The organism is Mycobacterium sp. UNC410CL29Cvi84 (assembly GCF_000686745.1).
GTDB lineage: Bacteria > Actinomycetota > Actinomycetes > Mycobacteriales > Mycobacteriaceae > Mycobacterium > Mycobacterium mucogenicum_B.
The window spans coordinates 389957-413262 of record NZ_JMLM01000001.1 but is presented as its reverse complement, the minus strand read 5'-3'; the positions used below and the strand labels follow the sequence as shown (position 1 = coordinate 413262).

24 protein-coding genes are annotated in these 23306 nt (G+C 68.3%); 17 read left to right on the top strand and 7 right to left on the bottom strand.

Annotated features, from left to right (window positions below):
- The first annotated feature begins 51 nt into the window (after positions 1 to 51).
- Both BR47_RS0102095 and BR47_RS0102090 read left to right on the top strand, forming a co-directional pair.
- The gene (locus tag BR47_RS0102095; protein ID WP_029118435.1) at positions 52 to 1014 is read left to right on the top strand and encodes a thiamine-phosphate kinase; all 963 of its coding nucleotides are present in this window, start codon (positions 52 to 54) and stop codon (positions 1012 to 1014) included.
- A gap of 9 nt (positions 1015 to 1023) precedes the next feature.
- Complete coding sequence (locus tag BR47_RS0102090) at positions 1024 to 1707, top strand: uracil-DNA glycosylase (RefSeq protein WP_029118434.1); 684 nt, start codon at positions 1024 to 1026, stop codon at positions 1705 to 1707.
- 265 nt (positions 1708 to 1972) lie between these two features.
- Here BR47_RS0102090 and rpmB read toward each other — a convergent pair whose 3' ends face one another.
- On the bottom strand, positions 1973 to 2167 hold the full coding sequence (rpmB, locus tag BR47_RS0102085; RefSeq protein WP_029105766.1) for a 50S ribosomal protein L28: 195 nt from the start codon (positions 2165 to 2167) through the stop codon (positions 1973 to 1975).
- A 250-nt stretch (positions 2168 to 2417) separates the two neighbouring features.
- Here rpmB and BR47_RS0102075 point away from each other — a divergent pair, with 250 nt between their 5' ends.
- The 3 genes from BR47_RS0102075 to BR47_RS0102065 are packed head-to-tail and all read left to right on the top strand — an operon-like array spanning position 2418 to position 7023.
- On the top strand, positions 2418 to 4094 hold the full coding sequence (locus BR47_RS0102075; RefSeq protein WP_029118433.1) for a DAK2 domain-containing protein: 1677 nt from the start codon (positions 2418 to 2420) through the stop codon (positions 4092 to 4094).
- A gap of 2 nt (positions 4095 to 4096) precedes the next feature.
- Entirely contained in the window at positions 4097 to 6319 is a 2223-nt protein-coding gene (gene recG / locus BR47_RS0102070) for an ATP-dependent DNA helicase RecG (protein ID WP_029118432.1), read from the top strand.
- On the top strand, positions 6316 to 7023 hold the full coding sequence (locus BR47_RS0102065; RefSeq protein WP_029118431.1) for an HNH endonuclease family protein: 708 nt from the start codon (positions 6316 to 6318) through the stop codon (positions 7021 to 7023). The genes recG and BR47_RS0102065 overlap by 4 nt, the downstream gene beginning before the upstream one ends.
- 324 nt (positions 7024 to 7347) lie before the next feature.
- On the opposite strand, the gene BR47_RS0102060 is transcribed toward BR47_RS0102065, so the two are convergent.
- From BR47_RS0102060 to BR47_RS0102050, 3 genes are all read right to left on the bottom strand, one after another.
- Positions 7348 to 7707 carry a hypothetical protein gene (locus BR47_RS0102060; RefSeq protein ID WP_131809957.1) on the bottom strand — a complete coding sequence of 120 codons (360 nt, stop codon included), beginning with the start codon at positions 7705 to 7707 and terminating at the stop codon, positions 7348 to 7350.
- A gap of 381 nt (positions 7708 to 8088) precedes the next feature.
- Positions 8089 to 8925 carry an aldo/keto reductase gene (locus BR47_RS0102055; protein ID WP_020103802.1) on the bottom strand — a complete coding sequence of 279 codons (837 nt, stop codon included), beginning with the start codon at positions 8923 to 8925 and terminating at the stop codon, positions 8089 to 8091.
- A 5-nt stretch (positions 8926 to 8930) separates the two neighbouring features.
- Entirely contained in the window at positions 8931 to 9785 is an 855-nt protein-coding gene (locus BR47_RS0102050; RefSeq protein WP_404822202.1) for an aldo/keto reductase, read from the bottom strand.
- Between BR47_RS0102050 and BR47_RS0102045 the strand changes: the two genes are divergently transcribed.
- The 10 genes from BR47_RS0102045 (at position 9778) to mutM (ending at position 20091) form a co-directional block, all read left to right on the top strand.
- Positions 9778 to 10929: an alpha/beta hydrolase gene (locus BR47_RS0102045; RefSeq protein WP_177127300.1), complete on the top strand. Its 1152-nt coding sequence runs from the start codon at positions 9778 to 9780 to the stop codon at positions 10927 to 10929. The genes BR47_RS0102050 and BR47_RS0102045 overlap by 8 nt on opposite strands.
- A 48-nt stretch (positions 10930 to 10977) precedes the next feature.
- The gene (locus BR47_RS0102040; RefSeq protein ID WP_029118429.1) at positions 10978 to 11811 is read left to right on the top strand and encodes a DsbA family protein; all 834 of its coding nucleotides are present in this window, start codon (positions 10978 to 10980) and stop codon (positions 11809 to 11811) included.
- Entirely contained in the window at positions 11808 to 12416 is a 609-nt protein-coding gene (locus BR47_RS0102035) for a vitamin K epoxide reductase family protein (RefSeq protein WP_029118428.1), read from the top strand. The genes BR47_RS0102040 and BR47_RS0102035 overlap by 4 nt, the downstream gene beginning before the upstream one ends.
- 34 nt (positions 12417 to 12450) lie before the next feature.
- Positions 12451 to 15834 carry a pyruvate carboxylase gene (locus BR47_RS0102030; RefSeq protein ID WP_029118427.1) on the top strand — a complete coding sequence of 1128 codons (3384 nt, stop codon included), beginning with the start codon at positions 12451 to 12453 and terminating at the stop codon, positions 15832 to 15834.
- Complete coding sequence (rsmD, locus tag BR47_RS0102025; protein WP_081831166.1) at positions 15831 to 16403, top strand: 16S rRNA (guanine(966)-N(2))-methyltransferase RsmD; 573 nt, start codon at positions 15831 to 15833, stop codon at positions 16401 to 16403. Before BR47_RS0102030 ends, rsmD begins: the two co-directional genes overlap by 4 nt.
- A 29-nt stretch (positions 16404 to 16432) precedes the next feature.
- Complete coding sequence (gene coaD / locus BR47_RS0102020) at positions 16433 to 16909, top strand: pantetheine-phosphate adenylyltransferase (RefSeq protein ID WP_020103795.1); 477 nt, start codon at positions 16433 to 16435, stop codon at positions 16907 to 16909.
- Positions 16910 to 17149: 240 nt separating this feature from the next.
- Positions 17150 to 17887, top strand: coding sequence for a cell division protein SepIVA (gene sepIVA, locus BR47_RS0102015; RefSeq protein WP_020103794.1), 738 nt, complete (start codon positions 17150 to 17152; stop codon positions 17885 to 17887).
- Positions 17888 to 17943: 56 nt separating this feature from the next.
- On the top strand, positions 17944 to 18516 hold the full coding sequence (locus tag BR47_RS0102010) for a YceD family protein (protein WP_171024441.1): 573 nt from the start codon (positions 17944 to 17946) through the stop codon (positions 18514 to 18516).
- Positions 18513 to 19238, top strand: a complete 726-nt coding sequence (gene rnc / locus BR47_RS0102005; RefSeq protein WP_020103792.1) for a ribonuclease III — start codon at positions 18513 to 18515, stop codon at positions 19236 to 19238. Before BR47_RS0102010 ends, rnc begins: the two co-directional genes overlap by 4 nt.
- Positions 19231 to 20091 (top strand): bifunctional DNA-formamidopyrimidine glycosylase/DNA-(apurinic or apyrimidinic site) lyase, encoded by an 861-nt coding sequence (mutM, locus tag BR47_RS0102000; RefSeq protein ID WP_020103791.1) that lies wholly within the window; start codon positions 19231 to 19233, stop codon positions 20089 to 20091. The genes rnc and mutM overlap by 8 nt, the downstream gene beginning before the upstream one ends.
- Before the next feature lie 9 nt (positions 20092 to 20100).
- Here mutM and BR47_RS31860 read toward each other — a convergent pair whose 3' ends face one another.
- From BR47_RS31860 to BR47_RS0101985, 3 genes are all read right to left on the bottom strand, one after another.
- A complete protein-coding gene (locus tag BR47_RS31860) occupies positions 20101 to 20892 on the bottom strand; it encodes an Rv0361 family membrane protein (RefSeq protein ID WP_051634554.1) in 792 nt (263 codons plus the stop codon).
- A 95-nt stretch (positions 20893 to 20987) separates the two neighbouring features.
- The gene (locus tag BR47_RS29445; RefSeq protein ID WP_020103789.1) at positions 20988 to 21698 is read right to left on the bottom strand and encodes an Rv0361 family membrane protein; all 711 of its coding nucleotides are present in this window, start codon (positions 21696 to 21698) and stop codon (positions 20988 to 20990) included.
- An 88-nt stretch (positions 21699 to 21786) separates the two neighbouring features.
- A complete protein-coding gene (locus tag BR47_RS0101985; RefSeq protein WP_081831165.1) occupies positions 21787 to 22482 on the bottom strand; it encodes a hypothetical protein in 696 nt (231 codons plus the stop codon).
- A 99-nt stretch (positions 22483 to 22581) separates the two neighbouring features.
- Here BR47_RS0101985 and BR47_RS0101980 point away from each other — a divergent pair, with 99 nt between their 5' ends.
- Positions 22582 to 22986, top strand: a complete 405-nt coding sequence (locus BR47_RS0101980) for an OsmC family protein (protein ID WP_020103786.1) — start codon at positions 22582 to 22584, stop codon at positions 22984 to 22986.
- Positions 22983 to 23288 carry an acylphosphatase gene (locus tag BR47_RS0101975; RefSeq protein ID WP_020103785.1) on the top strand — a complete coding sequence of 102 codons (306 nt, stop codon included), beginning with the start codon at positions 22983 to 22985 and terminating at the stop codon, positions 23286 to 23288. Before BR47_RS0101980 ends, BR47_RS0101975 begins: the two co-directional genes overlap by 4 nt.
- The last annotated feature ends 18 nt before the right edge of the window (positions 23289 to 23306 follow it).

The following is a 23306-nucleotide window of genomic DNA, read 5'->3' as shown; positions in this document are numbered from 1 at the left end:
CCCGCCGCCCGGGGAAGCTGACGGCGGTGAGCCTGCATAGACTCCACCACCATGACCAGCGCGGAATCCGGGGAGACCCTGGCGGGGCTCGGCGAGTTCGCGTTCATCGGGCGGATCACCGCCCGCCGCACCCAGCCCGCCGAAGTCGTCGTCGGCCCGGGTGACGATGCCGCCCTGCTGACGGTCGCCGACGGCCGGGTCGTGGTGTCCACCGACATGCTGGTCGAGGGCCGGCATTTCCGGCGGGACTGGTCGACGCCGCATGACGTGGGGCGCAAGGCAATTGCGCAGAATGCCGCGGACATCGAGGCCATGGGCGGGCGGGCCTACGCGTTCGTCGTCGGCTTCGGGGCGCCGGTCGACACGGAGGCCGCGGACGCGCAGCGGCTGTCCGACGGAATGTGGTCGGAGGCAACGAAATTCGGTGCCGGAATCGTGGGTGGTGATCTGGTGGCCGCGCCGCAGTGGGTGGTGTCGGTGACGGTGCTCGGTGACCTGGGTGGCCGCCCGCCCGTGCTGCTCTCCGGTGCGCAACCGGGGGACGCCGTCGCGGTGGTCGGTGACGTGGGCTGGTCGGGAGCGGGATATGACTTGTGGCGCAAGGGTATCCACGAGTTCGACGAGTTGCGCCGACGGCATCTGGTGCCGCACGTGGCCTATGGCCAGGGACCGGCTGCCGCGGCGGCGGGCGCGACGGCCTTGACGGACGTGTCCGACGGCCTGGTCGCCGACCTCGGCCACATCGCGGCGGCTTCGGGTGTGGCGATCGACCTGTCGATGGCAGCGCTCGAGGCCGACGTGGCGATGTTGACGCCGGCGGCCGCGATGTTGGGCGCTGACGCCCGCGACTGGGTGCTCGGCGGCGGCGAGGATCACGTGCTGGTCGGCACCTTCGGTGGCGCACTGCCCGTGGGGTGGCGGGCGATCGGGACGGTCGGTTCGGGGGACCCGCGCGTGACGGTCGACGGCGCGCCCTGGCATGGAGTCGGCGGCTGGGAATCGTTCGGTCAGTAAGGTACTGGCGTGACTGCCCGACCCCTGCACGACCTGATCGACCCCGGCTGGGCCGCGGCCCTGGAGCCCGTCGCCCCGCAAATCACCGCGATGGGTGAATTCCTGCGCGCCGAGAACGCGGCCGGCCACGGCTATCTGCCGGCGGGGGAGAACGTGTTGCGCGCCTTCACCTTCCCCTTTGACGAGGTGCGGGTGCTGATCGTCGGCCAGGACCCCTATCCGACGCCCGGGCATGCCGTCGGGCTGAGTTTCTCGGTGGCACCCGACGTGCGGCCGCTGCCGCGCAGCCTGTCCAACATCTTCACCGAGTACACCGCCGACCTGGGTTACGAGCCGCCCAGTTGCGGTGACCTGAGCCCGTGGTCGAAACAGGGCGTCATGATGCTGAACAGGGTGCTGACGGTCCGGCCGGGCAATCCCGCGTCGCACCGCGGGAAAGGCTGGGAGGCCGTCACCGAATGCGCGATCAACGCGCTGATCGCGCGGCCGCAGCCGCTCGTGGCGGTGTTGTGGGGCCGGGACGCGCAGACCCTCAAGCCCATGCTGACCGGCGAACGCTGCGCGAGCATCGAATCGGTGCACCCGTCGCCGCTGTCGGCGTCACGCGGGTTCTTCGGGTCCCGGCCGTTCAGCCGGGCCAACGAGCTGCTGACGCGCCTCGGCGCCGAACCCATCGACTGGCGCCTGCCCTAGCGCTGTGTGCACGTTGACCCTGTACCCAGGGCGTATTTGTTCGAGTGAGGTGCGCCCTCACGTGAGAGTCAACGGCTCTGAGCGCTGATATCGAGTTGACCCTGCGTCCTGGGCGTAATCGTGCGAGTAGGCCGCAGCGTGGACGCACGCTCAACCGACAGTGCGAACTGAAGACACACGAAAGCGCTGCACGGGATTCGTGCAGCGCTTAGGTGTGAAGCTTTCAGTTGTCAGGCGGAACGAATCCGCCCGGCGGTAGCCGAAACTAGCCGCGGGTGACCTTGCCGGCCTTGAGGCAGGAGGTGCAGGCGTTGACGCGCTTGCGGTTGCCACCCGGACGGTCGACGGCACGCACGGTCTGGATGTTCGGATCCCAGCGGCGGTTGGTCCGACGGTGGGAGTGCGAGACGGACATGCCGAAGCCCGGTCCCTTTCCGCAGATGTCGCACACGGCGGCCATGAAGAACTCCTCGAAAATCAGTACTTGGGGTCTGAGTCCGACGGCCACAGGGTTGTGCGGCGCGAACAGACAACCTGACCAGGATACCGGGCGGCCCGACGATCACCAAAATGGGTCTGGTGACGGCGGTTCCACGGGAGCTGGTCAGGAGATTTGTCGGGGCCAGTGGCTAGGCTGGCGGGGCGCCGAGGGGCACCCGGCGGGCGACTGGAGAATCGGGGTGAACCCGGGCGGACGCGATGGAGGTCACATGTCAGCTGGCGTGGGTCGCACACCCCGTCCGCTGGATGGGATCGCCTTGCGCGACTGGGCGCACACCGCGGTCCTGCACCTCATCGCCCACACCGACGAGATCAACCGGCTGAACGTCTATCCCGTCGCCGACTCCGACACCGGCACCAACATGCTGTTCACCATGCGTGCTGCCGCCGCGCAGGCCGACGAGGCCGTCAAGACGGCGGGCAATGACGTGGTGGCGGTGTCGGCCGCGTTGTCGGCCGGGGCGTTGCACGGCGCCCGGGGCAACTCGGGCGTCATCCTGTCGCAGATCCTCCGCGGCGTGGCCGACGTGGTCGCCGAGGCCGCGTTGCAACGCGGTGAGGACAGGGAGTGCGGCGAGATCACGGCGCCGGAGTTCACCGCGGCCCTGCACCACGCCCAGGTACTGGCCGTCGCGTCGGTCGGGCAGACCGTGCCCGGAACCATCGTGTCGGTGCTGCAGGCGGCCGCGCTGGAAGCCGAGAGTCAGGACGGGGTGACCGACCTCGCGACGATGGCCGCCGCCGTCTCGGATGCCGCCGCGGCAGCGCTCGAGCGCACCACCGATCAGCTCGACGTGCTCGCGGAAGCGGGTGTCGTCGACGCCGGCGGACGCGGCCTGCTGGTCCTGCTCGACGCCCTGACCGTGACGCTGTCCGGCGGCTCGACGCCCCGGCCTCAGTACCAACCCGGGCAGGCGCGGGCAGAGCACGGTCACGACCACCATGACCACCACGAAATCAACGGCGCAGCACCACAATTCGAGGTGATGTACCTGCTGGGCGACTGCGACCCGGACAACGTCGAGGTCCTGCGCGCCCGGCTGCTGCGACTCGGTGAATCGGTTGCCATCGCCGCCGCGATCGCCGGCGTCCAATACAGCGTGCATGTGCACGCCGACGACGCCGGCGCCGCGATCGAGGCCGCCCTCGATCTGGGCACCGTCAGCCGGATTCAGGTCACCGCGCTGATCGGGGCGGCCGGGGCCCGCCCGTCCGGCGGCTGGAGCCGCGACCGCGCCGTGCTGGCGATCGTCGACGGCGACGGCGCGGGGGAACTGTTCGGCGGCGAGGGCGCGCACGTGCTGCGGCCCGGCGACGGACCGGTCAGTGCGCAGCAGTTCCTGGCCGGGCTGGTCGGCACGGGTGCCGCGCAGATCATGGTGCTGCCCAACGGTTTTCTGGCCGCCGAGGAGTTGGTGGCCGGCTGCGCCACGGCAATCAGCTGGGGCATGGACGTCGTGCCGGTACCGGCCGGATCCATGGTGCAGGGACTGGCGGCGCTGGCCGTGCACGACCCGGCCCGGCAGGCCGTCGACGACGGTTACAACATGGCGCGCGCGGCGGCAGGCGCCCGGCACGGATCGGTACGGATCGCCACCGAGGCGGCGCTGACGTGGGCCGGGCGGTGCCGTCCGGGGGACGGGCTGGGCATCGCCGGTGACGAGGTGCTGATCGTCGGGCACGATCTGGTCAGTGCCGCCAGCGGGCTGATCGACCTGCTGCTGTCGTCGGGCGGAGAACTGGTCACGGTGCTGACCGGCGCGGGTGTCGACGCCGAGGTGGGCGTCGCGCTCGCCGAACACGTGCGCCAGGAGCACCTGGCGGCCGAGTTGGTGACCTATCACACCGGTCACCGCGGCGACGCGTTACTGATAGGGGTGGAGTAGCGGTGGTCGCGCTGACCGACTCACTGGTGCACGTACTGGGCGCGAAATCGGCGGCGCCGCTGGAAGAATTCCTCGGCATCCGCACCGTCAACGATCTGTTGCGGCACTATCCGCGCAAGTACAGCCAGGGTATGACGGTGCTCGGCGAAGACACCGAGCTGCCCGAGGAAGGCGACCACGTCACGTTCGTCGACGTCATCACCAAGGCGGAGACGCGCTGGACCAATCGGGCGCCCAAGCGCGAATACCTGGTGGTGACCCTCGGGAATCGCAACCCGAAGGTCACCGCGACCTTCTTCAACGCCAAGTTCCTCAAGAAATCCCTCGTCGAGGGCACCCGGGTGATGCTGTCGGGCGTGGTCGGATTCTACGGGCGCACAATGCAATTGACGCATCCCGCGCACCTGGTCCTGAGTTCCGGCGCCGGCCGCACGTTCGGTTCGCCGGCGCTCAAGAAGATCGCCGACGCCTCCGAGAAGATGCACGGCGAACTGCAGATGTCGGCGTTCGAGCGGGAGTTCTTCCCGATCTACTCGGCATGCGCCAAGGTGCAGAGCTGGGACATCTACGCGTGCATCCTGCAGGTGCTCGCCGTGCTGGACCCGATATCCGACCCGCTGCCGGAATCCATCCGCGCGCAGCGCGGCCTGATCTCGGAGGACCAGGCGCTGCGCGGCATCCACCTCGGCGAGCGCGAAGCCGATCGCGAACAGGCCAGGGAGCGGCTGACTTTCGACGAGGCCGCCGGGCTGCAGTGGGCACTGGCCGCCCGTCGGCACGGCACCCAGTCGCAATCCGGTCCGCCGGCGCCGCCGATCGACACCGGTCTCGCGGCCGCCCTGCGTGACCGGCTGCCGTTCGAGTTGACCGCGGGCCAACGTGACGTGCTCGAGGTGCTGTCGGCCGAGCTGTCCGAGTCCCGCCCCATGAACCGGATGCTGCAGGGCGAGGTCGGCTCGGGCAAGACCATCGTCTCGCTGATCGCCATGCTGCAGATGGTCGACGCCGGATACCAGTGCGCGCTGCTCGCCCCGACGGAAGTGCTTGCCGTGCAACACGCGCGGTCCGTTCGCGACGTGCTGGGGCCGCTCGCCATGGCGGGCCAGCTCGGTGCCCCCGACGATGCGACGTCGGTGGCGCTGCTGACCGGATCCATGACCGCGCAACAGAAACGGCAGGTGCGCGAGGAGGTGGCGAGCGGGCGGGCCGGCATCGTCATCGGCACCCACGCCCTGCTGCAGGACGCGGTGGAGTTCGACCGGCTCGGCATGGTGGTGGTCGACGAGCAGCACCGGTTCGGGGTGGAACAGCGAGACCGCTTGCGCGCCAAGGCTCCCGACGGTCTGACGCCGCACCTGCTGGTGATGACGGCGACCCCGATCCCGCGTACCGTCGCGCTGACCGTGTACGGCGATCTGGAGACCTCGACCATGCGGGAGCTGCCGCGGGGCCGGCAGCCGATCGACACCAAGACCATCTTCGTCACCCAGAAGCCGGCGTGGCTCGACCGGGCGTGGGCCCGCATCCGTGAAGAGGTCGCGGCCGGCCGGCAGGCCTACGTGGTGGCCTCCCGGATCGACGAGAACGACAAGACGGGTGACGAGAAGAATCAGGCCGGTCCACCGCCGGTCACCGTCGTCGAGCTGTACGACAAGCTGCGCGCGGGGCCGCTGGAGGGCCTGAAGCTGGGGCTCATGCACGGCCGGCTGCCCGGCGACGAGAAGGACGCCATCATGTCGGCCTTCCGGGCCGGACAGATCGATGTGCTGGTGTGTACCACCGTCATCGAGGTCGGCGTCGACGTGCCCAACTCGACGGTCATGGTCGTGATGGACGCGGACCGCTTCGGCATCAGCCAGTTGCACCAGCTGCGCGGCCGCATCGGCCGCGGCTCACACGCCAGCCTGTGCCTGCTCGCGACCAAGCTGCCGCCGGGATCGAAGGCCGGCGCCCGGCTGGAGGCGGTGGCCGGGACCCTCGATGGCTTCGAACTGGCCGATCTCGACCTGCAGGAGCGCCGCGAGGGTGACGTCCTGGGCCTCAACCAATCCGGGCGGGCCGGGCACCTGCGGTTCCTGTCGCTGGCCGACCATCAGGAAGTCATCGAGTCGGCCCGCGCCTTCTGCCAGGCGGCGTACGCGCAGAATCCGGATGATCCGGGCATGTCCGCACTGGCCGCGCAGTTCGTCGACACCGATCGCGTCGAGTACCTGGACAAGGCGTGAAGCGCCTGCTGTGGTTGGTGGCGGCTGTGGTGCTGGCGGTGGTGGTGGCCATCCAGGTCGGTACGGCCGACGAGCCGGCCGCGGTCGCCGATGGCGTCGACGGTGCCGTCGTCCCGACTGTCGTCCCCGGTACCGACCTCCTGGCGGGCCTGGCGGTCATCCCGCGGCGCGTGCGCGACCCGAACTACCGGCGCGCAGCGTTCGGCGAGTCCTGGACCGACGACAATTCGGCGCCCGAGGGCCACAACGGCTGCGACACCCGCAACGACATCCTGAACCGGGATCTGACCGACAAGACCGTCGTGTCGCTGAAGCGGTGCCCGCAGGCGGTGAAGACCGGTGTGCTGCGCGACCCGTACACGAACGACACCATCGCCTTCACGCGCGGCAACCAGATCGGCGCGGCGGTGCAGATCGATCACATCGTGCCGCTTGCGCTGGCCTGGGACCTCGGGGCCAGGGACTGGAACGACGAGCTCCGGCTCCGATTCGCCAACGATCCGGCGAATCTGCTCGCGGTGTCGGGGAAAGCGAACCAGGACAAGGGCGACAAGCAGCCCTCGGACTGGATGCCGCCGAACCATGGCTTCTGGTGCCAGTATGCGGTGCAGTACATCGCGGTGCTGCGTGGCTATGGGCTGCCCGTGGACGCGCCGTCGGTGCCCGTCTTACGGGATGCCGCGGCCACCTGCCCGACGGGCTAGGTCGTAGTACATCACCGAGCTTCTGCGGTTTTGTTGCCGGTATGGGTGATTCTGCACAACAAATGGCGGTTGGTCATTTGCTGGAATGTGTCTAGGTGGCGAACCGGCTAATTCGAATAGGGTCTGGCGCGAATTGCGCAGATATTGGTTGCCGAGCTACCGCAACTCGGCAACCAATATCTGCTCATCTCATTCGGCGGACACGACGAAATAATCGATAGCGGGGCTACTGAATTGGATGCCGGAATGCCGTCGATTCAGTGTTCTGTCGATATTTCGCCGCAGCCTGATGCCAAATTCGCTCCTGCCTGTCGTGGGACCTGTTCAGCGGCGTCCGAAAATGCCGCCGATGGTCTTCAAGGTGCCGTTGAGTGCACCGGCGACGGTCTTGGTGGTGCCATCGAGTGCGCCCGCGGCCGTCTTGGTGGTGTTGTGGAGTCCGCCGGCGACGGTCTTGGTCGTGCCGTCGAGGTCGGCGGCGACGGTGTGGGTGGTGCCGTTGAGGTCGGCGGCCAGGGTCTTGGTGGTGCCGTGGAGCGCACCGGCAACGGTCTTCACCGTGCCGTCGAGCGCGCCTGCGATGCCGCCCACCGGGCTACTCGAGGTGGGTGCGTTGGCGTGGCTCGTGACCCCGGAGGTGGAGGTGTCGGCCTGCGCCGTGCCCGCTCCGAATGTGAATAGCAATGCGCCCAGTCCAATTGTTGCCGCGCCCATTAGCAAGCGCTGGGAGAGGCGACCAATTGTCGGAGTCGTTAATTGCGAAGTGTTCCTGAATGAGTGAACCATTTCTCGAACCCCCTGCTCGATGATGTCTGGTTGCGCCGGAATAAATGGACGCAATATCAAATTAACGCACCGGAGGTAATAGTGGGATAGTTAACACGAATCAATTGCTGCGAGTTTTTCCACAATCGACACACGTGACCCACTGGGCACATCTGTGACAGGGGAGCGCAGTCGCCCGTCGCGACTACCCAAAATCGTTCGCGCCAAACACAAATGGTCGTCCTCCCCAGGGGAGAACGACCATTTGTGTCGGTAGCGGTTGATGAACCGCCGGCGGCCTCAGATGCCGGTGTAGGTGGCGGGGTCCGGGCGGTAGCGGGTGCCGTCGTCCAGCCCGTTCAGGGCGTCCATGTGCTCGGCAGCCAGCTCGAAGCCGAACACGTCGAGGTTCTCGGCGATGCGCTCCGGCGACGACGAGCGGGGGATGACCGAGTTGCCGAGCTGCAGGTTCCAGCGGATCAGCACCTGCGCCGGGGTCTTGCCGTACTCGGCGGCGATGGACTGCACGGTCGGGTGGGTCAGCAGGTTGCCGACGCCCAGCGGGCTGTAGGCCTGCGTGACGATGCCGCGCTCGGCGTGCACCGCGCGCAGCGCCGACTGGTTCAGCAGCGGGTGCAGCTCGATCTGGTTGACGACCGGGCTGACGTAGCTCAGGTCGATGATGGTCGACAGGTCCTCGTCGGTGAAGTTGCAGACGCCGATCGACTTCGCGGTGCCGTCGTTGTGCAGCTTGATCAGGGCGCCCCAGCTGTCCACGTACTTGCTGATGTCGCCGGCGGGCCAGTGGATCATGTAGAGGTCCACGTACTCCAGGCCGAGCTTGTCGAGGCTGACCTTGAATGCGTCCTGGCCGGCCTGGAAACCCTGGTCGGCGTTGGCCAGCTTGGTCGTCACGAAGATCTCGGCGCGCGGGATGCCCGACGACGCGATGGCCCGCCCGACGGCTTCCTCGTTGCCGTAGACGGCGGCGGTGTCGATCAGGCGGATACCCATCTCGAGCGCGGCTGAGACGGCACGCTCGGTGTCGGCGTCCGACAGCTCGGCGACGCCGAGGCCAAGCGCCGGAATCGTATTGTCGTCGTGGAGCGCCACATTGGGAATCTCTGCGGAGGCCATGTCACCTACCCTGTGAAGTTGAATGTTCGTGGATCCGGGCCCAGGCGGGTGCCGTTGTCGAGGGTCGCGATGGACGCGATGTCCGCTTCGCTCAGCTCGAAATCAAACACGTTGAAATTGCTCGCAATCCGGTCTGGGTTCACCGATTTCGGGATGACGATATTACCCAGCTGGATATGCCACCTAATCAGCACCTGCGCTGGCGTTTTTCCGTGTCGCTCTGCGATGGCGGTGACGATCGGGTCCTCGAGCAGGGAACCCTGCCCCAGCGGACTCCAGGCCTCGGTGGCGATCCCGTAGCGGGCGTGCGTTTCGCGCAGCTCGGCCTGCGGCAGTCGCGGATGCAGTTCGATCTGGTTCACCGCGGGCACGATCCCGGTGGCGTCGATGAGCAGTTTGAGGTGCTCGGGCTCGAAGTTGCTGACACCGATCGCGCGGATTCGCCCCTGGTCACGCAGGTGCGCGAAAGCCTTGAAGGTGTCGATGAACAGGTTCTGCGCGGGCGTCGGCCAGTGGATGAGGTAGAGGTCGAGGTAGTCGAGCCCCAACCGCGCCATGCTGGCGTCGAACGCGGCGAGGGTCTTCTCGTAACCCTGTTCGGAGTTCCACAGCTTGGTGGTGATGTAGACCTCTTCGCGCGGGAGGCCGGAGGCGGCGACGGCCCGTCCGACGCCGTCTTCGTTGCCGTAGGCCGCCGCGGTGTCGATATGGCGATATCCGGCGTGCAATGCTGCACTGACGGCGCGTTCGGTGTCCTCGGCCGGTGTCTGCCACACCCCGAGACCCACCACCGGAATGGACGTACCGTCGTTGAGCGTCAGTGTTGGACTCGGAGCACCTGAAGGATCAGCCATGACCATGAGCATGCCAGGCGACGCTGTGCCGGCGGCAGTGACAACCGACGTCGAACTGGTCGTCCGGCCAGAGCATCCGGCCGCGGGACGGCCGAGTCGCCTGCGCCTGGCGGTCCTGACCCGGGCCGGCGGCATCGCCCTGCGCATCCTTCCCAAGATTCCCGATCAGCTGAAGCGCGTGCTGCTCGGCGGGCGTCGCGTCACGATCGACGGCAACACCCTGGACACCACTCTGCAGCTGATGCTGGCGGCGCAGAACGCCACCGGCGCCGGGGGCCTGGTCGTGAGCAGCGACATCAACGTCTCGCGCACTCAGCTGCTGGCGTTGTCGCAGTACCTCGACCCGGCGATCGCCGTCACGACGACCGACTTCACGGTTCCCGGTCCGGTCGAACCCCTGCGCGCGCGGCACTACCAGCCCGACGGCACCGGTCCCGCGCCGCTGCTGGTCTTCTTTCACGGCGGCGGATTCGTCGTCGGCGGTATCGAGTCACATGACGGGCTGTGCCGGCTGATCAGCCGCGACGCCGGCGTGCACGTCGTCTCCGTCGAGTACCGGCTGGCTCCCGAGCATCCGGCTCCGGCCGCCTCCGACGACTGCTACGCCACCTATCTCTGGTGCGTGGAGAACGCGGCGCGGCTGGGCGCCGACCCGGCGAAGATCGCGGTGGGCGGTGACAGCGCCGGCGGCAACCTGGCGGCTGTCGTGTCGCAGCGGGCCCGCGACAACCATGCGCCGCTGCCAGCCCTGCAGCTGCTGATCTATCCGGTCACGAATTTCGCGGGGGACACGCGGTCGAAGGTGCTGTTCGCCGACGGCTACTTCCTGAGCAAGGTCGACATGGACTGGTTCCGGGCCAACTACCTCGCAGAATCGGCGCTCGATCCGGCGGATCCGCGGGTGTCGCCGCTGCTGGCAGAGGATCTGTCGGGGCTGCCGCCCGCGCTGGTGCTCACCGGTGGGTTCGATCCGCTGCGCGACGAAGGCGACGCCTACGCCGCGGCACTGGCCGCCGCCGGGGTGCCGGTGGACCACCGCAGGTACGGGTCCCTGGTCCACGCCTTCGCGAACTTCTTCCCCCTCGGCGGCGACAGCGCGGTCGCGACGGCGGACTTCATCTCCGCGTTCCGGGCTCACCTCACCCGCTGAGGTACGGCTCCGGCCGAGTTCGGGGACGGCGTCGGTACCCTTGACGCCGTGCCGTCGAAATCGTCGAAGTCATCGAAGAACGCCAGCTATGACCTGAAGGCTGCGGACCGCAAGCGGGACTGGGTGGTCAAGGGCGGGCTGACCGCGCTTGTCATCATCTTCGCGGTGGTACTGGTGGCGTACATCGTCATGAACGGCAAGCCCAAGGCCGACCCGCACAAGGTACAGGCGGTCCAGATCGCGGCGAGCAACGTCGTCACCAACCCCGGCACCAAGGATCCGAAGGTCACCCTGACGATCTACGAGGATTTCCTCTGCCCGGTCTGCGGCGTCTTCGAGAAGACGTACGGCCCGACGATCGCCAAGCTGATCGACAACGGCGACATCGCCGTCGACTACAACATCGTCTCGATCATCGGCCGCGGCGACCCGAAGTCGTACTCGACGCGCGCCGGCGCCATGGCGTACTGCGTCGCCGACGAGGACAAGGCTGCGTTCCGGCGCTTCCACGAAGCGCTGTACAAGAACCAGCCCGAGGAGACCGCGGCGTCGTTCCCCGACAACGCCAAGCTGCTGGAGTACGCGCGCCAGTCCGGTGTCGCCGTCGGCCCGAATGATCCGCTCAGCAAGTGCGTCGAGAACGGCGTCTACACCGAGATGGTCAACAACATGGCCCGCAACGCCGAGATTCAGGGCACCCCGACCATCAAGATCAACGGCACCGAGACCAGCCTCGTCCCGAACGGTGACCCGAACAGCCTGATCGAGAAGATCAAGGCCGTCGCGCCGGATCTGCCGAACCTGCCCGCCGCACCGGCGGCCCCCGCCGCTCCGGCACCGGGCGCCCCGGCACCGCAGCCCGCTCCGGCACCGCACCAGTGACCGACGTCGACACCTCGCAGCGGCAGGCGGGCGTGGCGGTCAGCCGCCCCGCCGCCGTCTGGATTCTCCTCGCCGGCATCATCGGCGAACTCGCCGCGTTCGTGCTGACGGTCGAGAAGGTCCGGCAGCTGCAGAACCCGTCGTACGTCCCGTCGTGCAGCATCAACCCGGTGCTGTCCTGCGGGTCGGTGATGCTGACCAAACAGGCCTCGCTGTTCGGGTTCCCGAACCCGCTCCTGGGCATCGCCGCCTTCAGCGTCGTGATCGTGACCGGTGTGCTTGCCGTCGCGGGCGTTCGGCTGCCGCGGTGGTACTGGGCGGGTCTGGCCGGTGGCACGCTGCTGGGCACGGTGTTCGTGCACTGGCTGATCTACCAGAGCCTGTACGAGATCGGCGCCCTGTGCCCGTACTGCATGGTGGTCTGGGTCGTCACCGTGGCGCTGTTGATCGTGGTGGCGTCAATTGCGTTGCGGCCCTTGGCTGCTGGCAACAAAGTGGTGGACACCCTGTACCAGTGGCGGTGGCCGCTGTACGCCGTGTGGATCACCGCGATCGCCCTGCTGATCCTTGATCGATTCTGGAGCTATTGGTCCACGCTGATCTAGTGCTTCAGCTGGCCGTAACCGCTAGGGTCACTGGGTGATTTCCAAACTCCTGGTGGCCAACCGCGGTGAGATCGCGATCCGGGCCTTTCGCGCAGCCAACGAACTGGGTATCGCCACCGTCGCGGTGTACCCGTTCGAGGACCGCAACTCGCTGCATCGGCTCAAGGCTGACGAGTCGTATCAGATCGGGGAGAAAGGCCATCCAGTCCGGGCGTACCTGAACGTCGACGACATCGTCGCGACCGCGTTGGCGTGCGGCGCCGACGCGATCTACCCGGGATATGGCTTCCTGTCGGAGAACCCCGAACTGGCGGCCGCCTGCGCCGCCGCGGGCATCACCTTCGTCGGACCCAGCTCCGACATCCTCGAACTGACCGGCAACAAGGCGCGCGCCATCGAATCGGCCCGCGCCGCCGGGCTGCCCGTGCTGGCCTCGTCGGAGCCGTCGTCGTCGGTCGACGACCTCCTCGCCGCCGCCGAGCACATGCAGTTCCCGTTGTTCGTCAAGGCCGTCGCCGGTGGTGGCGGCCGCGGTATGCGCCGCGTGGCCGACCCGGCCGACCTGCGCGAGGCCATCGAAGCCGCGTCCCGCGAAGCCGATTCGGCGTTCGGTGACCCGACGGTGTTCCTGGAGCAGGCCGTCGTCAACCCACGGCACATCGAGGTGCAGATCCTCGCCGACACCCACGGCAACGTCATGCACCTGTTCGAGCGCGACTGCAGCGTCCAGCGTCGGCACCAGAAGGTCATCGAGCTGGCGCCCGCGCCGAACCTGGATCCCGAACTGCGGGAGCGCATGTGTAACGACGCCGTGGCCTTCGCCCGGCAGATCGGCTACACGTGCGCCGGCACCGTCGAGTTCCTCGTCGACGAGCGCGGCCAGCATGTGTTCATCGAGATGAACCCGCGCATCCAGGTCGAGCACACCGTCACCGAGGAGATCACCGCGGTCGACCTCGTCGCGTCGCAGTTGTGTATCGCCTCCGGCTCGTCGCTCGAGGAGCTGGGCCTGAGCCAGGAGACCATGCAGGCGCGCGGCGCCGCGCTGCAGTGCCGCATCACCACCGAGGACCCCGCCAACGGCTTCCGTCCCGACACCGGCCGCATCACCGCCTACCGCACGCCGGGCGGCGCCGGCATCCGGCTCGACGGCGGCACCAACCTCGGCGCCGAGGTGTCGGCCCACTTCGACTCCATGCTGGTCAAATTGACCTGTCGCGGAAGGGATTTGACGACGGCCGTGGCGCGGGCCAAGCGGGCCCTGGCCGAGTTCCGTATCCGCGGCGTCTCGACGAACATCCCGTTCCTGCAGGCGGTGCTCGACGACCCCGACTTCGTCGCCGGAAAGGTGACGACGTCGTTCATCGACCAGCGTCCGCAGCTGCTGACCGCCCGCAGTAGCGCCGACCGCGGCACCAAGATCCTCAACTACCTGGCTGATGTCACGGTCAACCAGCCGCACGGGCCGCGCCCGGCGGCCGTGTACCCGCGCGACAAGCTGCCCGCCGTCGACCTGAAGGCGGCTCCGCCCGCGGGGTCGAAGCAGCGGCTGGACGAACTGGGGCCGGAAGGCTTCGCGCGCTGGCTGCGTGACACCCCGGCCGTCGGCGTCACCGACACCACCTTCCGTGACGCGCACCAGTCGCTGCTGGCGACCCGCGTGCGGTCCACCGGCCTGCTGGAGATCGCTCCGTACATCGCCCGGTTGACGCCGCAGTTGCTGTCGGTCGAGTGTTGGGGTGGCGCCACTTACGATGTGGGCCTTCGCTTTCTGAAGGAAGATCCGTGGGAGCGCCTGGCCGCACTGCGTGAGGCGATGCCCAACATCTGTCTGCAGATGCTGCTGCGCGGCCGCAACACCGTCGGCTACACGCCGTATCCGGAGCTGGTGACGTCGGCGTTCGTCGAGGAAGCCACGGCGACCGGCATCGACATCTTCCGGATCTTCGATGCGCTCAACAACGTGTCGTCCATGCGCCCCGCCATCGAGGCGGTGCGCGAAACCGGTTCCGCGGTGGCCGAAGTCGCGATGTCCTACACCGGCGACCTGATGAATCCGGGCGAGACGATCTACACGCTGGACTACTGGCTCAAGCTCGCCGACGAGATCGTCGAAGCCGGTGCGCACGTGCTGGCCATCAAGGACATGGCCGGTCTGCTGCGCCCGCCGGCCGCGGCAAAACTGGTGTCCGCGTTGAAGTCTCGCTTCGACCTGCCGGTGCACGTGCACACGCACGACACCCCGGGTGGGCAGCTCGCGACCTACATGGCCGCCTGGTACGCCGGCGCCGACGCGGTCGACGGTGCCTCGGCGCCGCTGGCCGGCACCACCAGCCAGCCCGCGCTGTCGTCCATCGTCGCGGCGGCCGCGCACACGCAGTACGACACCGGGCTGTCGCTGGAGGCGGTCTGCGACCTGGAGCCGTACTGGGAGGCGCTGCGCCGGGTGTACGCGCCGTTCGAGTCCGGTCTGCCGGCGCCGACCGGTCGCGTCTACACCCACGAAATCCCCGGCGGCCAGCTGAGCAACCTGCGCCAGCAGGCGATTGCGCTGGGCCTGGGGGACCGGTTCGAGGAGATCGAGAACGCCTACGCCGGCGCCGACCGCGTCCTGGGCCGGTTGGTCAAGGTGACGCCGTCGAGCAAGGTGGTCGGTGACCTGGCGCTGTCGCTGGTCGGTGCCCACGTCACCGCCGATGATTTCGCGACCGACCCGTCGCGCTACGACATCCCGGACAGCGTCATCGGCTTCCTGCGCGGCGAGCTCGGCGACCCGCCCGGCGGTTGGCCGGAGCCGTTGCGCAGCAAGGCATTGGAGGGGCGCGGCCCGGCCCGGCCCGAGCAGCAGCTGACAGCGGAGGACGAGGCCCAGCTGGCCACCCCCGGCCCCGTGCGCCAGGGTGCGCTGAACCGGCTGCTGTTCCCCGGTCCGACGAAGGAGTTCCTGGCGCACCGCGAGGAGTACGGCGACACCTCGCGGCTGAGCGCCAACCAGTTCTTCTACGGCCTGCGCCGCGGCGAAGAGCACCGCGTGCAGCTGGAGAAGGGCGTCGAGCTGCTCATCGGACTGGAAGCAGTGTCCGAGCCCGACGAGCGCGGCATGCGCACCGTGCTGTGCCTGATCAACGGGCAGCTGCGGCCCGTGCTGGTGCGCGACCGCGCCATCGCCGCGGACGTGCCGGCCGCCGAGAAGGCCGACCGCACCAACCCGGACCATGTCGCCGCGCCGTTCGCGGGCGTCGTCACGGTCGGCGTCGCGGTCGGTGACCAGGTCGACGCGGGCCAGACCATCGCCACCATCGAGGCCATGAAGATGGAGGCGGCCATCACCGCACCCAAGGCCGGTACCGTCGCGCGGATCGCCGTCACGCCCACCGCGGGCGTGGAAGGTGGTGATCTGCTCGTGGTGATCAGCTGACCCGGATCATCGGCGGCCGCCACGGCGGCCGCCGGATCTCGGTGCCCGCCAAAGGGACTCGGCCGACGACGGATCGGGTCCGCGAGTCGCTGTTCAACGTGCTGGCGGCCCGGGTGGACTTCGACGGGGCCCGGGTCCTCGATCTGTACGCCGGGTCAGGTGCGCTCGGGCTGGAGGCGTTGTCACGCGGTGCGGCGTCGGCCCTGTTCGTGGAGGCCGACCGGCGCGCCGCGGCGGTGATCTCGCGGAACATCGCCGAGCTCGGGGTCGACGGCGCCGTCGTCCGTTGCGGTACGGCATCCAGTGTGGCGGCGACGTCGGCGCCGCGGCCGGTGGACCTGGTGTTCGCGGACCCGCCCTACGACGTGCCGGCCGCCGACGTGGAAGCCGTTGTCGGACAGCTTGTTTCGGGTGGCTGGTTGGCCGATGGCGCCATCGCGGTGATCGAGCGCCCGGCGTCCGGTCCGGCGCTCGTCTGGCCGGCCGGCTGGACCGTGCTGAAGGAGCGGCGGTACGGCGACACCCGACTCGAAATGGCGGAGTGGACTCCTCTGACCAGTCGGGACTGACGCCGCCGCGCCTTGTACCGTCATGGGCTATGAGTGGTGCGGTCTGCCCGGGATCCTTCGATCCGATAACCCTTGGTCACCTCGATGTCTTCGAGCGGGCGGCGGCCCAGTTCGACGAGGTGGTCGTGGCGGTGCTGGTGAACCCCAACAAGAAGGGCATGTTCACCGCGGAGGAACGCATCGCGATGATCACCGAGGCGACGTCGCATCTGCCGAACCTGCGCGCCGAGGCCGGGTCGGGTCTCGTCGTCGACTTCGCCCGGTCGCGCGGGCTGACGGCCATCGTCAAGGGCCTGCGCACCGGCACCGACTTCGAGTACGAGCTGCAGATGGCTCAGATGAACCGGCACGTCGCCGGCGTCGACACGTTCTTCGTCGCGACCAAGCCGCAGTTCTCGTTCGTGTCGTCGTCGTTGGCCAAGGAGGTGGCGGCCCTCGGGGGTGACGTCACCGACCTGCTGCCGCCGGTGGTGAACAAGCGGCTGCAGGCCAAGCTGGCCGGCTGAGGGCGTTGACCCCGCGGTGACGGCCCGGCCGTCCCGCACTTGTGCGCCCTGTTGGCAGAGCCGACGGGACGTCATCGCCGGTCCTGTTACCCGGGCTCGGGCTACTTGTACTTCTGCGCCTCAGCGGCAGAGTCAGCGAACAAGCAAATCCTGTTCGCGACACACCGGCCGCCAAAGCCCAGTCACACGAGTAACAACAGGCACACTGGTAACAACCAACTACGCCTGGAGGATGTTGCCGTGTACCGAGTATTTGAGGCGCTGGACGAGCTCGGCGCGATCGTGGAAGAGGCACGCGGAGTGCCGATGACCGCGGGCTGCATGGTGCCGCGGGGCGATGTTCTGGAACTTCTCGACGACATCAAGGACGCGATCCCCGGCGAGCTGGACGACGCCCAGGACGTCCTGGACGCCCGCGACGGGATGCTGCGCGAGGCCAAGCAGCACGCCGACTCGATGGTGTCGTCGGCCACGGCCGAGGCGGATTCGCTGGTCAACCACGCCCGTGCCGAGGCGGACCGGCTGCTGGCCGACGCGAAGGCGCAGGCCGACCGCATGGTCTCCGAGGCGCGCGCACACAGCGAGCGCATGGTCGTCGAGGCCCGCGAAGAGGCCAACCGGATCGCCAGCACCGCCAAGCGTGAGTACGAGGCCAGCACCAACCGGGCCAAGGCCGAGGTCGACCGGCTGCTGGAGAGCGGCAATCTGTCCTACGAGAAGGCCGTGCAGGAGGGCATCAAGGAGCAGCAGCGCCTGGTGTCCGAGACCGAGGTCGTTCAGACCGCCCACGCCGAGGCCACCCGCATGATCGACTCCGCGCACGCCGAGGCCGACCGACTGCGCGGCGAGTGCGACATCTACGTCGACACCAAGCTCGCCGAGTTCGAGGAGCACCTCCAGGGCACGCTGCGCTCGGTCAGCCGGGGCCGGCACCAGCTGCGTACCGCTGCCGGCACGCACGACTACGCCCAGCGCTGAACCGCTTTGCGGGAATGGTGTCCGGTCGATGATCGGCGCCGACGTAGGATTGAGGAATGCCTGGCCCGAGTCCGCTGACCATTGACATTGCCCGATTGGGCCGCCGGCCCGGGTCGATGATCACGCACGTCGAAACCGTGCCCAGTCCCGAGCGGATCGGCCTGGATCTGATGGCGATCGCGCCCGGGGCGCCCATCGAACTCGACCTGCTACTGCAGTCGGTGTCGGAGGGCGTGCTGGTGACGGGGTCGGTGTCCGCGCCGACCACCGGCGAGTGTTCGCGGTGCCTCAACCCGATGTCCGGGCACGTCACCGTCGACCTCACCGAGCTGTTCGCGTATCCCGACAGCGCGACCGAGGCCACCACCGAGGAAGACGAGGTCGGCCACGTCGTCGACGACGCCGTCGATCTCGAACAGTCGATCATCGACGAGGTCGGGCTGTCGCTGCCGTTCTCGCCGCTGTGCACGCCGGACTGCCCGGGGCTGTGCCCGGATTGTGGTGTGCGCCTGCTCGATGCCGAACCGGACCATCACCACGACAAGATCGACCCGCGATGGGCGAAGTTGTCGGCGCTGCTGCCCGAGACCTCCGACGCCGACGGGGCTTCGTCGGAGGGCGGTTCGTGACGGTAGATCGTGCGCCGCTGCTGGCGGCGCTGGGCGTGCAGTTGCCCGATGATCTGCTGACCGTGGCGCTGACCCACCGCAGCTACGCGTACGAGAACGGCGGCCTGCCGACCAACGAACGGCTGGAGTTCCTGGGCGACGCCGTGCTCGGATTGGTGATCACGGCCGAGATTTTCCGCCGCTACCCGGACCGGAGTGAAGGCGAGCTGGCCAAGCTCAAGTCCGCGGTGGTGAACACCCAGGCGCTGGCCGAGATCGCGCGCAGCCTCACCCCCGACGGGCTGGGTAGCTACCTGCTGCTGGGCCGCGGCGAGATGGCCAGCGGCGGTGCCCAGAAGGCGAACCTGCTGGCCGACGGACTCGAATCACTGCTCGGTGCAACGTATGTCGAGCACGGCCATGAGGTGGCCCAAACCGTGGTGATGGGGCTGTTCAGCGCCGCGCTCGATACCGCGGCGAGTCTCGGTGCGGGTCTGGACTGGAAAACCAGCCTGCAGGAGCTGTCCGCGGCCCGCCGGATCGGCGTCCCCTCGTACGTCGTGACGTCCACCGGTCCGGAGCACGACAAGGAGTTCACCGCACGGGCGGTGGTGGGCGGCATCGACTACGGCGAAGGCACCGGGCGCACCAAGAAGGAAGCCGAACAGCACGCCGCCGCGGCGGCGTACCAGGCGCTGGAGGCCAGCCCCGCGGTCGATCCCGACGCCGTCAGCAATGCCTGAGCTTCCAGAGGTCGAGGTCGTCCGCCGCGGCCTCGAATCACATGTCGTGGCAAAAGGTTTCACCACGGTACGGGTGCTGCACCCGCGCGCCGTGCGACGGCACGACAACGGTCCCGCTGATCTGGCCGGCCGGCTGGCCGGACGCCGGATCACCGGGACGGGCCGCCGCGGCAAGTACCTGTGGCTGACCCTCGACGGTGACGAGGCGCTCGTGGTGCACCTTGGCATGAGTGGCCAGATGCTGATCGGGCCGCCGGCCCGGCCGTCGCACCTGCGCATCGCGGCCGTGCTCGACGACGGCACCGAACTGAGTTTCGTCGACCAACGGACTTTCGGTGGTTGGCAGGTGTGCGACCTGGTCGAGGTCGACGGCAGCGTCGTGCCGGTGCCGGTGGCGCACATCGCCCGTGATCCGCTGGATCCCGCATTTGATCCTGATGCCGTGGTGAATGTCTTGCGGCGCAAGGACTCCGAGATCAAGCGTCAGCTGCTGGACCAGACCGTCGTGTCCGGTGTCGGCAACATCTATGCCGACGAATCGCTGTGGCGGGCGCAGGTCAACGGGTTTCGCCCGGCCTCGGCGCTGGCTCGCCGCCGGCTGGGGGAGCTCCTCGTGCACGCGGCCGACGTGATGAATTCGGCTCTGGCACAAGGCGGCACGTCATTCGACTCGCTGTACGTCAACGTCAACGGAGAGTCCGGGTACTTCGACCGGTCGCTGGACGCCTATGGCCAGGAAGGGGAGCCGTGCCGCCGCTGTGGCACGGCGATCCGGCGGGAGAAGTTCATGAACCGCTCGTCGTACTACTGTCCGAAATGCCAACCGCGGCCACGCATTCCGCGACCGATCTGACGGTCCGGGCTACTTCAGCCCGGGAATGCCCTTGAACTTCGGCGAATCGGTCATGCAGAACTTCCACTCGCCGCCTTCTTTGCGCAGTGGAACGCTGGTGACCCCGCTGGCCGACTTGACGTTCACCGTCGCGCGATCGCCGTTGACGTTGATGTCGGTGATCTCGGCGCTCTTGGTCGAACCGGGGCCGGCGTCGCTGTCGCTGCCCTTGCCGAACTTGCCCGCGATCGACGGCACCTTGTCGTACAGCTTCACGTCGTTCGCGCAGGAGTGCGCCTTGAAGTCGTCAAAGGTATCGATCTGCGACGTCATCAGGTCGCGGATCTTGTCCTCGTCCGTCGACGACCCGCCGATCGACACCTGGCCACCGCCGGACGCGGTGTCCGAACCGGAATCGGAGCGTGTCGCCACCACCGCGACGACGACCCCGATCACGAGGACGACGGCGCAGATCGCCGCGCCGATGAGCGCCCACTTACGGGTGTTGTTGGGCGGTGTGGGCGGCGGGAACCCCGGCTGACCCGGGAAGCCGGGCCCCATCGGGTATCCGGGCGGCGGTCCATAGGCCGGTTGACCGTAGGGCGCCTGTCCATAGCCAGGCTGTCCGTACACGGGCTGTCCGTAGGCCGGCTGCCCGTACGTGGGTTGGCCGTAGGCGGGTTGGCCGTAGTCAGGCTGCCCGTAGACCGGTTGCCCATAGGCCGGTGGACCGTACGCAGGCTGGCCGTATCCCTCGGTCGGCTGCTGTGGCGGCTGCCAGGGCTGGGCGCCCGGATCCGAACCGGACGGGGGATAGGTCATGTCTGCGCGCTCCCTGTGGACTGTGCTTGGTGTCCAACGTAACACCAGCGCCGTTACCCGAAATGCCAACAGCGGCCGGGTAAGTCACAGGTCGATTACTTCATGCCGGGCAGGTTCTGCAGCTGCTTCAGCTGCGGTGAGTCGGTGAAGCAGATCTTCCACTCGCCGCTTTCCTTGCGGAAGTAGAGGGTGCCGGAACGCTCCAGGCCGCTGCTCGACGTCGCGGTGACTTCCGCGGTGGCGGTATCCCCGGTCACGTTGACGCTGTCGACGGTCGCCTTGCCCTTGGCCCCGGTCGGATTGGTGCCCGTGCTGTCGGCGATGCCGGGGAACTTGCTGAAGAACTTCTGGTCGTTCTCGCACGAGCGCTCTTTGATCGACGACGGCCCCGAGCTCATCAGGCTCCGAATCTGATCCTCATCGGAATTGCCGCCCAGTGCGCTGAGCCCACCGCCGGAATTGGTGACCAGGACCACGGCGAGCACGATGCCGACGACGACGATGGCCGCGAGCCCACCGATCAGGGCCCACTTCGGGCCGTTCGACTTGGGTTGCGGTGCGCCGGGGAACCCCGGGCCCATCGGCGGGTAACCCGGCGGCTGTCCGTACCCGGGCTGGCCGTAGGCCGGTTGGCCATACGCCGGCTGACCGTAGGCGGGCTGTCCGTAGGTGGGCTGCCCGTAGGCGGGCTGGGATTGGCCGTATCCCGGCTGGCCGTAGCCGCTCGGCGGGAACCCGGGTGCCGGCTGCTGCGGCTGCTGCCACGGCTGACCGCCTGGCTGCGGCCCGAGCGGGGGATAGGTCATGTCTGGTCGCTCCCTGTGAACTGTGCTTGCCGTCCAAGTTAACACCGCTGGGCCGTCTACCACCGGAAACGCCGGTCAGCCTCGGGCGTTACTTCATCCCGGGAAGGTTCTTGAACACCGGGTTGTCAGTGGAGCAGAGCTTCCACTCGCCGCCTTCTTTACGCAGCCAGATCGCAACCTGCGACGACCCCGGGGGCTGGACCGTGGCGCGGTCACCGGTGACGTTGATGTCGAGGGCTTTCATGCTCTCCGGGTCACCTGCGACCTTCGGCACCGGCATGCTGCCGAATGCGCCGCCGCCCGCCTGACCGAAGAACTTGCGGTCGTTGGCGCAGGAGATCGAGGCGATGTCGCCGCCACCGAACGTGGCCAGGAATTGGCGAATCTCGTCTTCCTCTGAATTGGCGCCACTCGACGTTCTAGGGGCGGTTCCACCGCTGCGCGTCTGGCCCGACTGACTGCCCGCGCTGCTCGCGGACGTGGACTGGTCGTCGTCGGAGGAACCGGTCAACGCGTAGATGCCCACGCCACCGAGGACCAGGACCAGCACCACGGCGCCGACGATGAGGATCCACTTGCCCGGACCACCGGAGTTCGGCGGTGTGGCACCGGGATAGCCGTAAGGCATCGGCTGACCGGGCACCGGACCGTATCCCGGCGGGCCATATGCGGCGGGCGGTCCGTAAGCGGGGTAGCCGGGAGCAACCGGTTGGCCGACGGCGTACGGGCCCTGCTGCAGGTACCCGGACGGGCCTGGATACGGGCCTTGCGGTGGGTACGTCATGTGATCTCTCCCCCCGAGAGTTGTGCGGCCCCTGACATTACCTGGGCCTCAACAAGGTTCCCTGCAGGAACAGTGCCGTCGGCACGGTACAAATGAGCCATGACGGAACTGTGGGTCGAACGGACCGGGGTGCGCCGCTACACCGGGCACAGCTCGCGAGGAGCCGAGGTCCTCGTCGGGTCCGAGGACGTCGAGGGCGTCTTCACCCCGGGGGAATTGCTCAAGATCGCGTTGGCGGCGTGCAGCGGGATGAGCAGCGATGCGCCGTTGCGGACCCGCCTCGGCGACGACTACCAGACCACCATCCGGGTGTCGGGGCCGCCGGACCGGGAGAACGAGGTCTACCCGCTGTTGCAGGAATCCATGGAGTTGGACCTCTCGAGCCTGTCCGAAGACGAGATCAAGCGGCTCAAGATCGTCGTCGAGCGGGCCATCGACAAGGTCTGCACGGTCGGCCGCACGCTCAAGGCGGGCACCGAGGTCACGTTCGAGTTTGCCGAGTGACCGCTGAAGGCCCGATTGTCGGCTCCGCCGACGTGGTCCGGCTGTCGGCCTGGGTGCACGGCCAGGTACAGGGCGTCGGGTTCCGGTGGTGGACCCGGGCCAGGGCGCTGGAGCTGGGCCTCACGGGCTACGCCAGCAACAAGCCGGACGGCCGGGTGCACGTCGTCGCACAGGGGCCGCGCGCCGATTGCGAGCGGCTGCTGGAGCTCCTGCGTAGCGGCACGACCCCGGGCACGGTCACGACAGTCGTCGACGACTGGGCCGCCGCGGGCGACCCGATCGAGGGATTTTCTGAGCGTTAGAAGCCCAGGGGTCCCCGG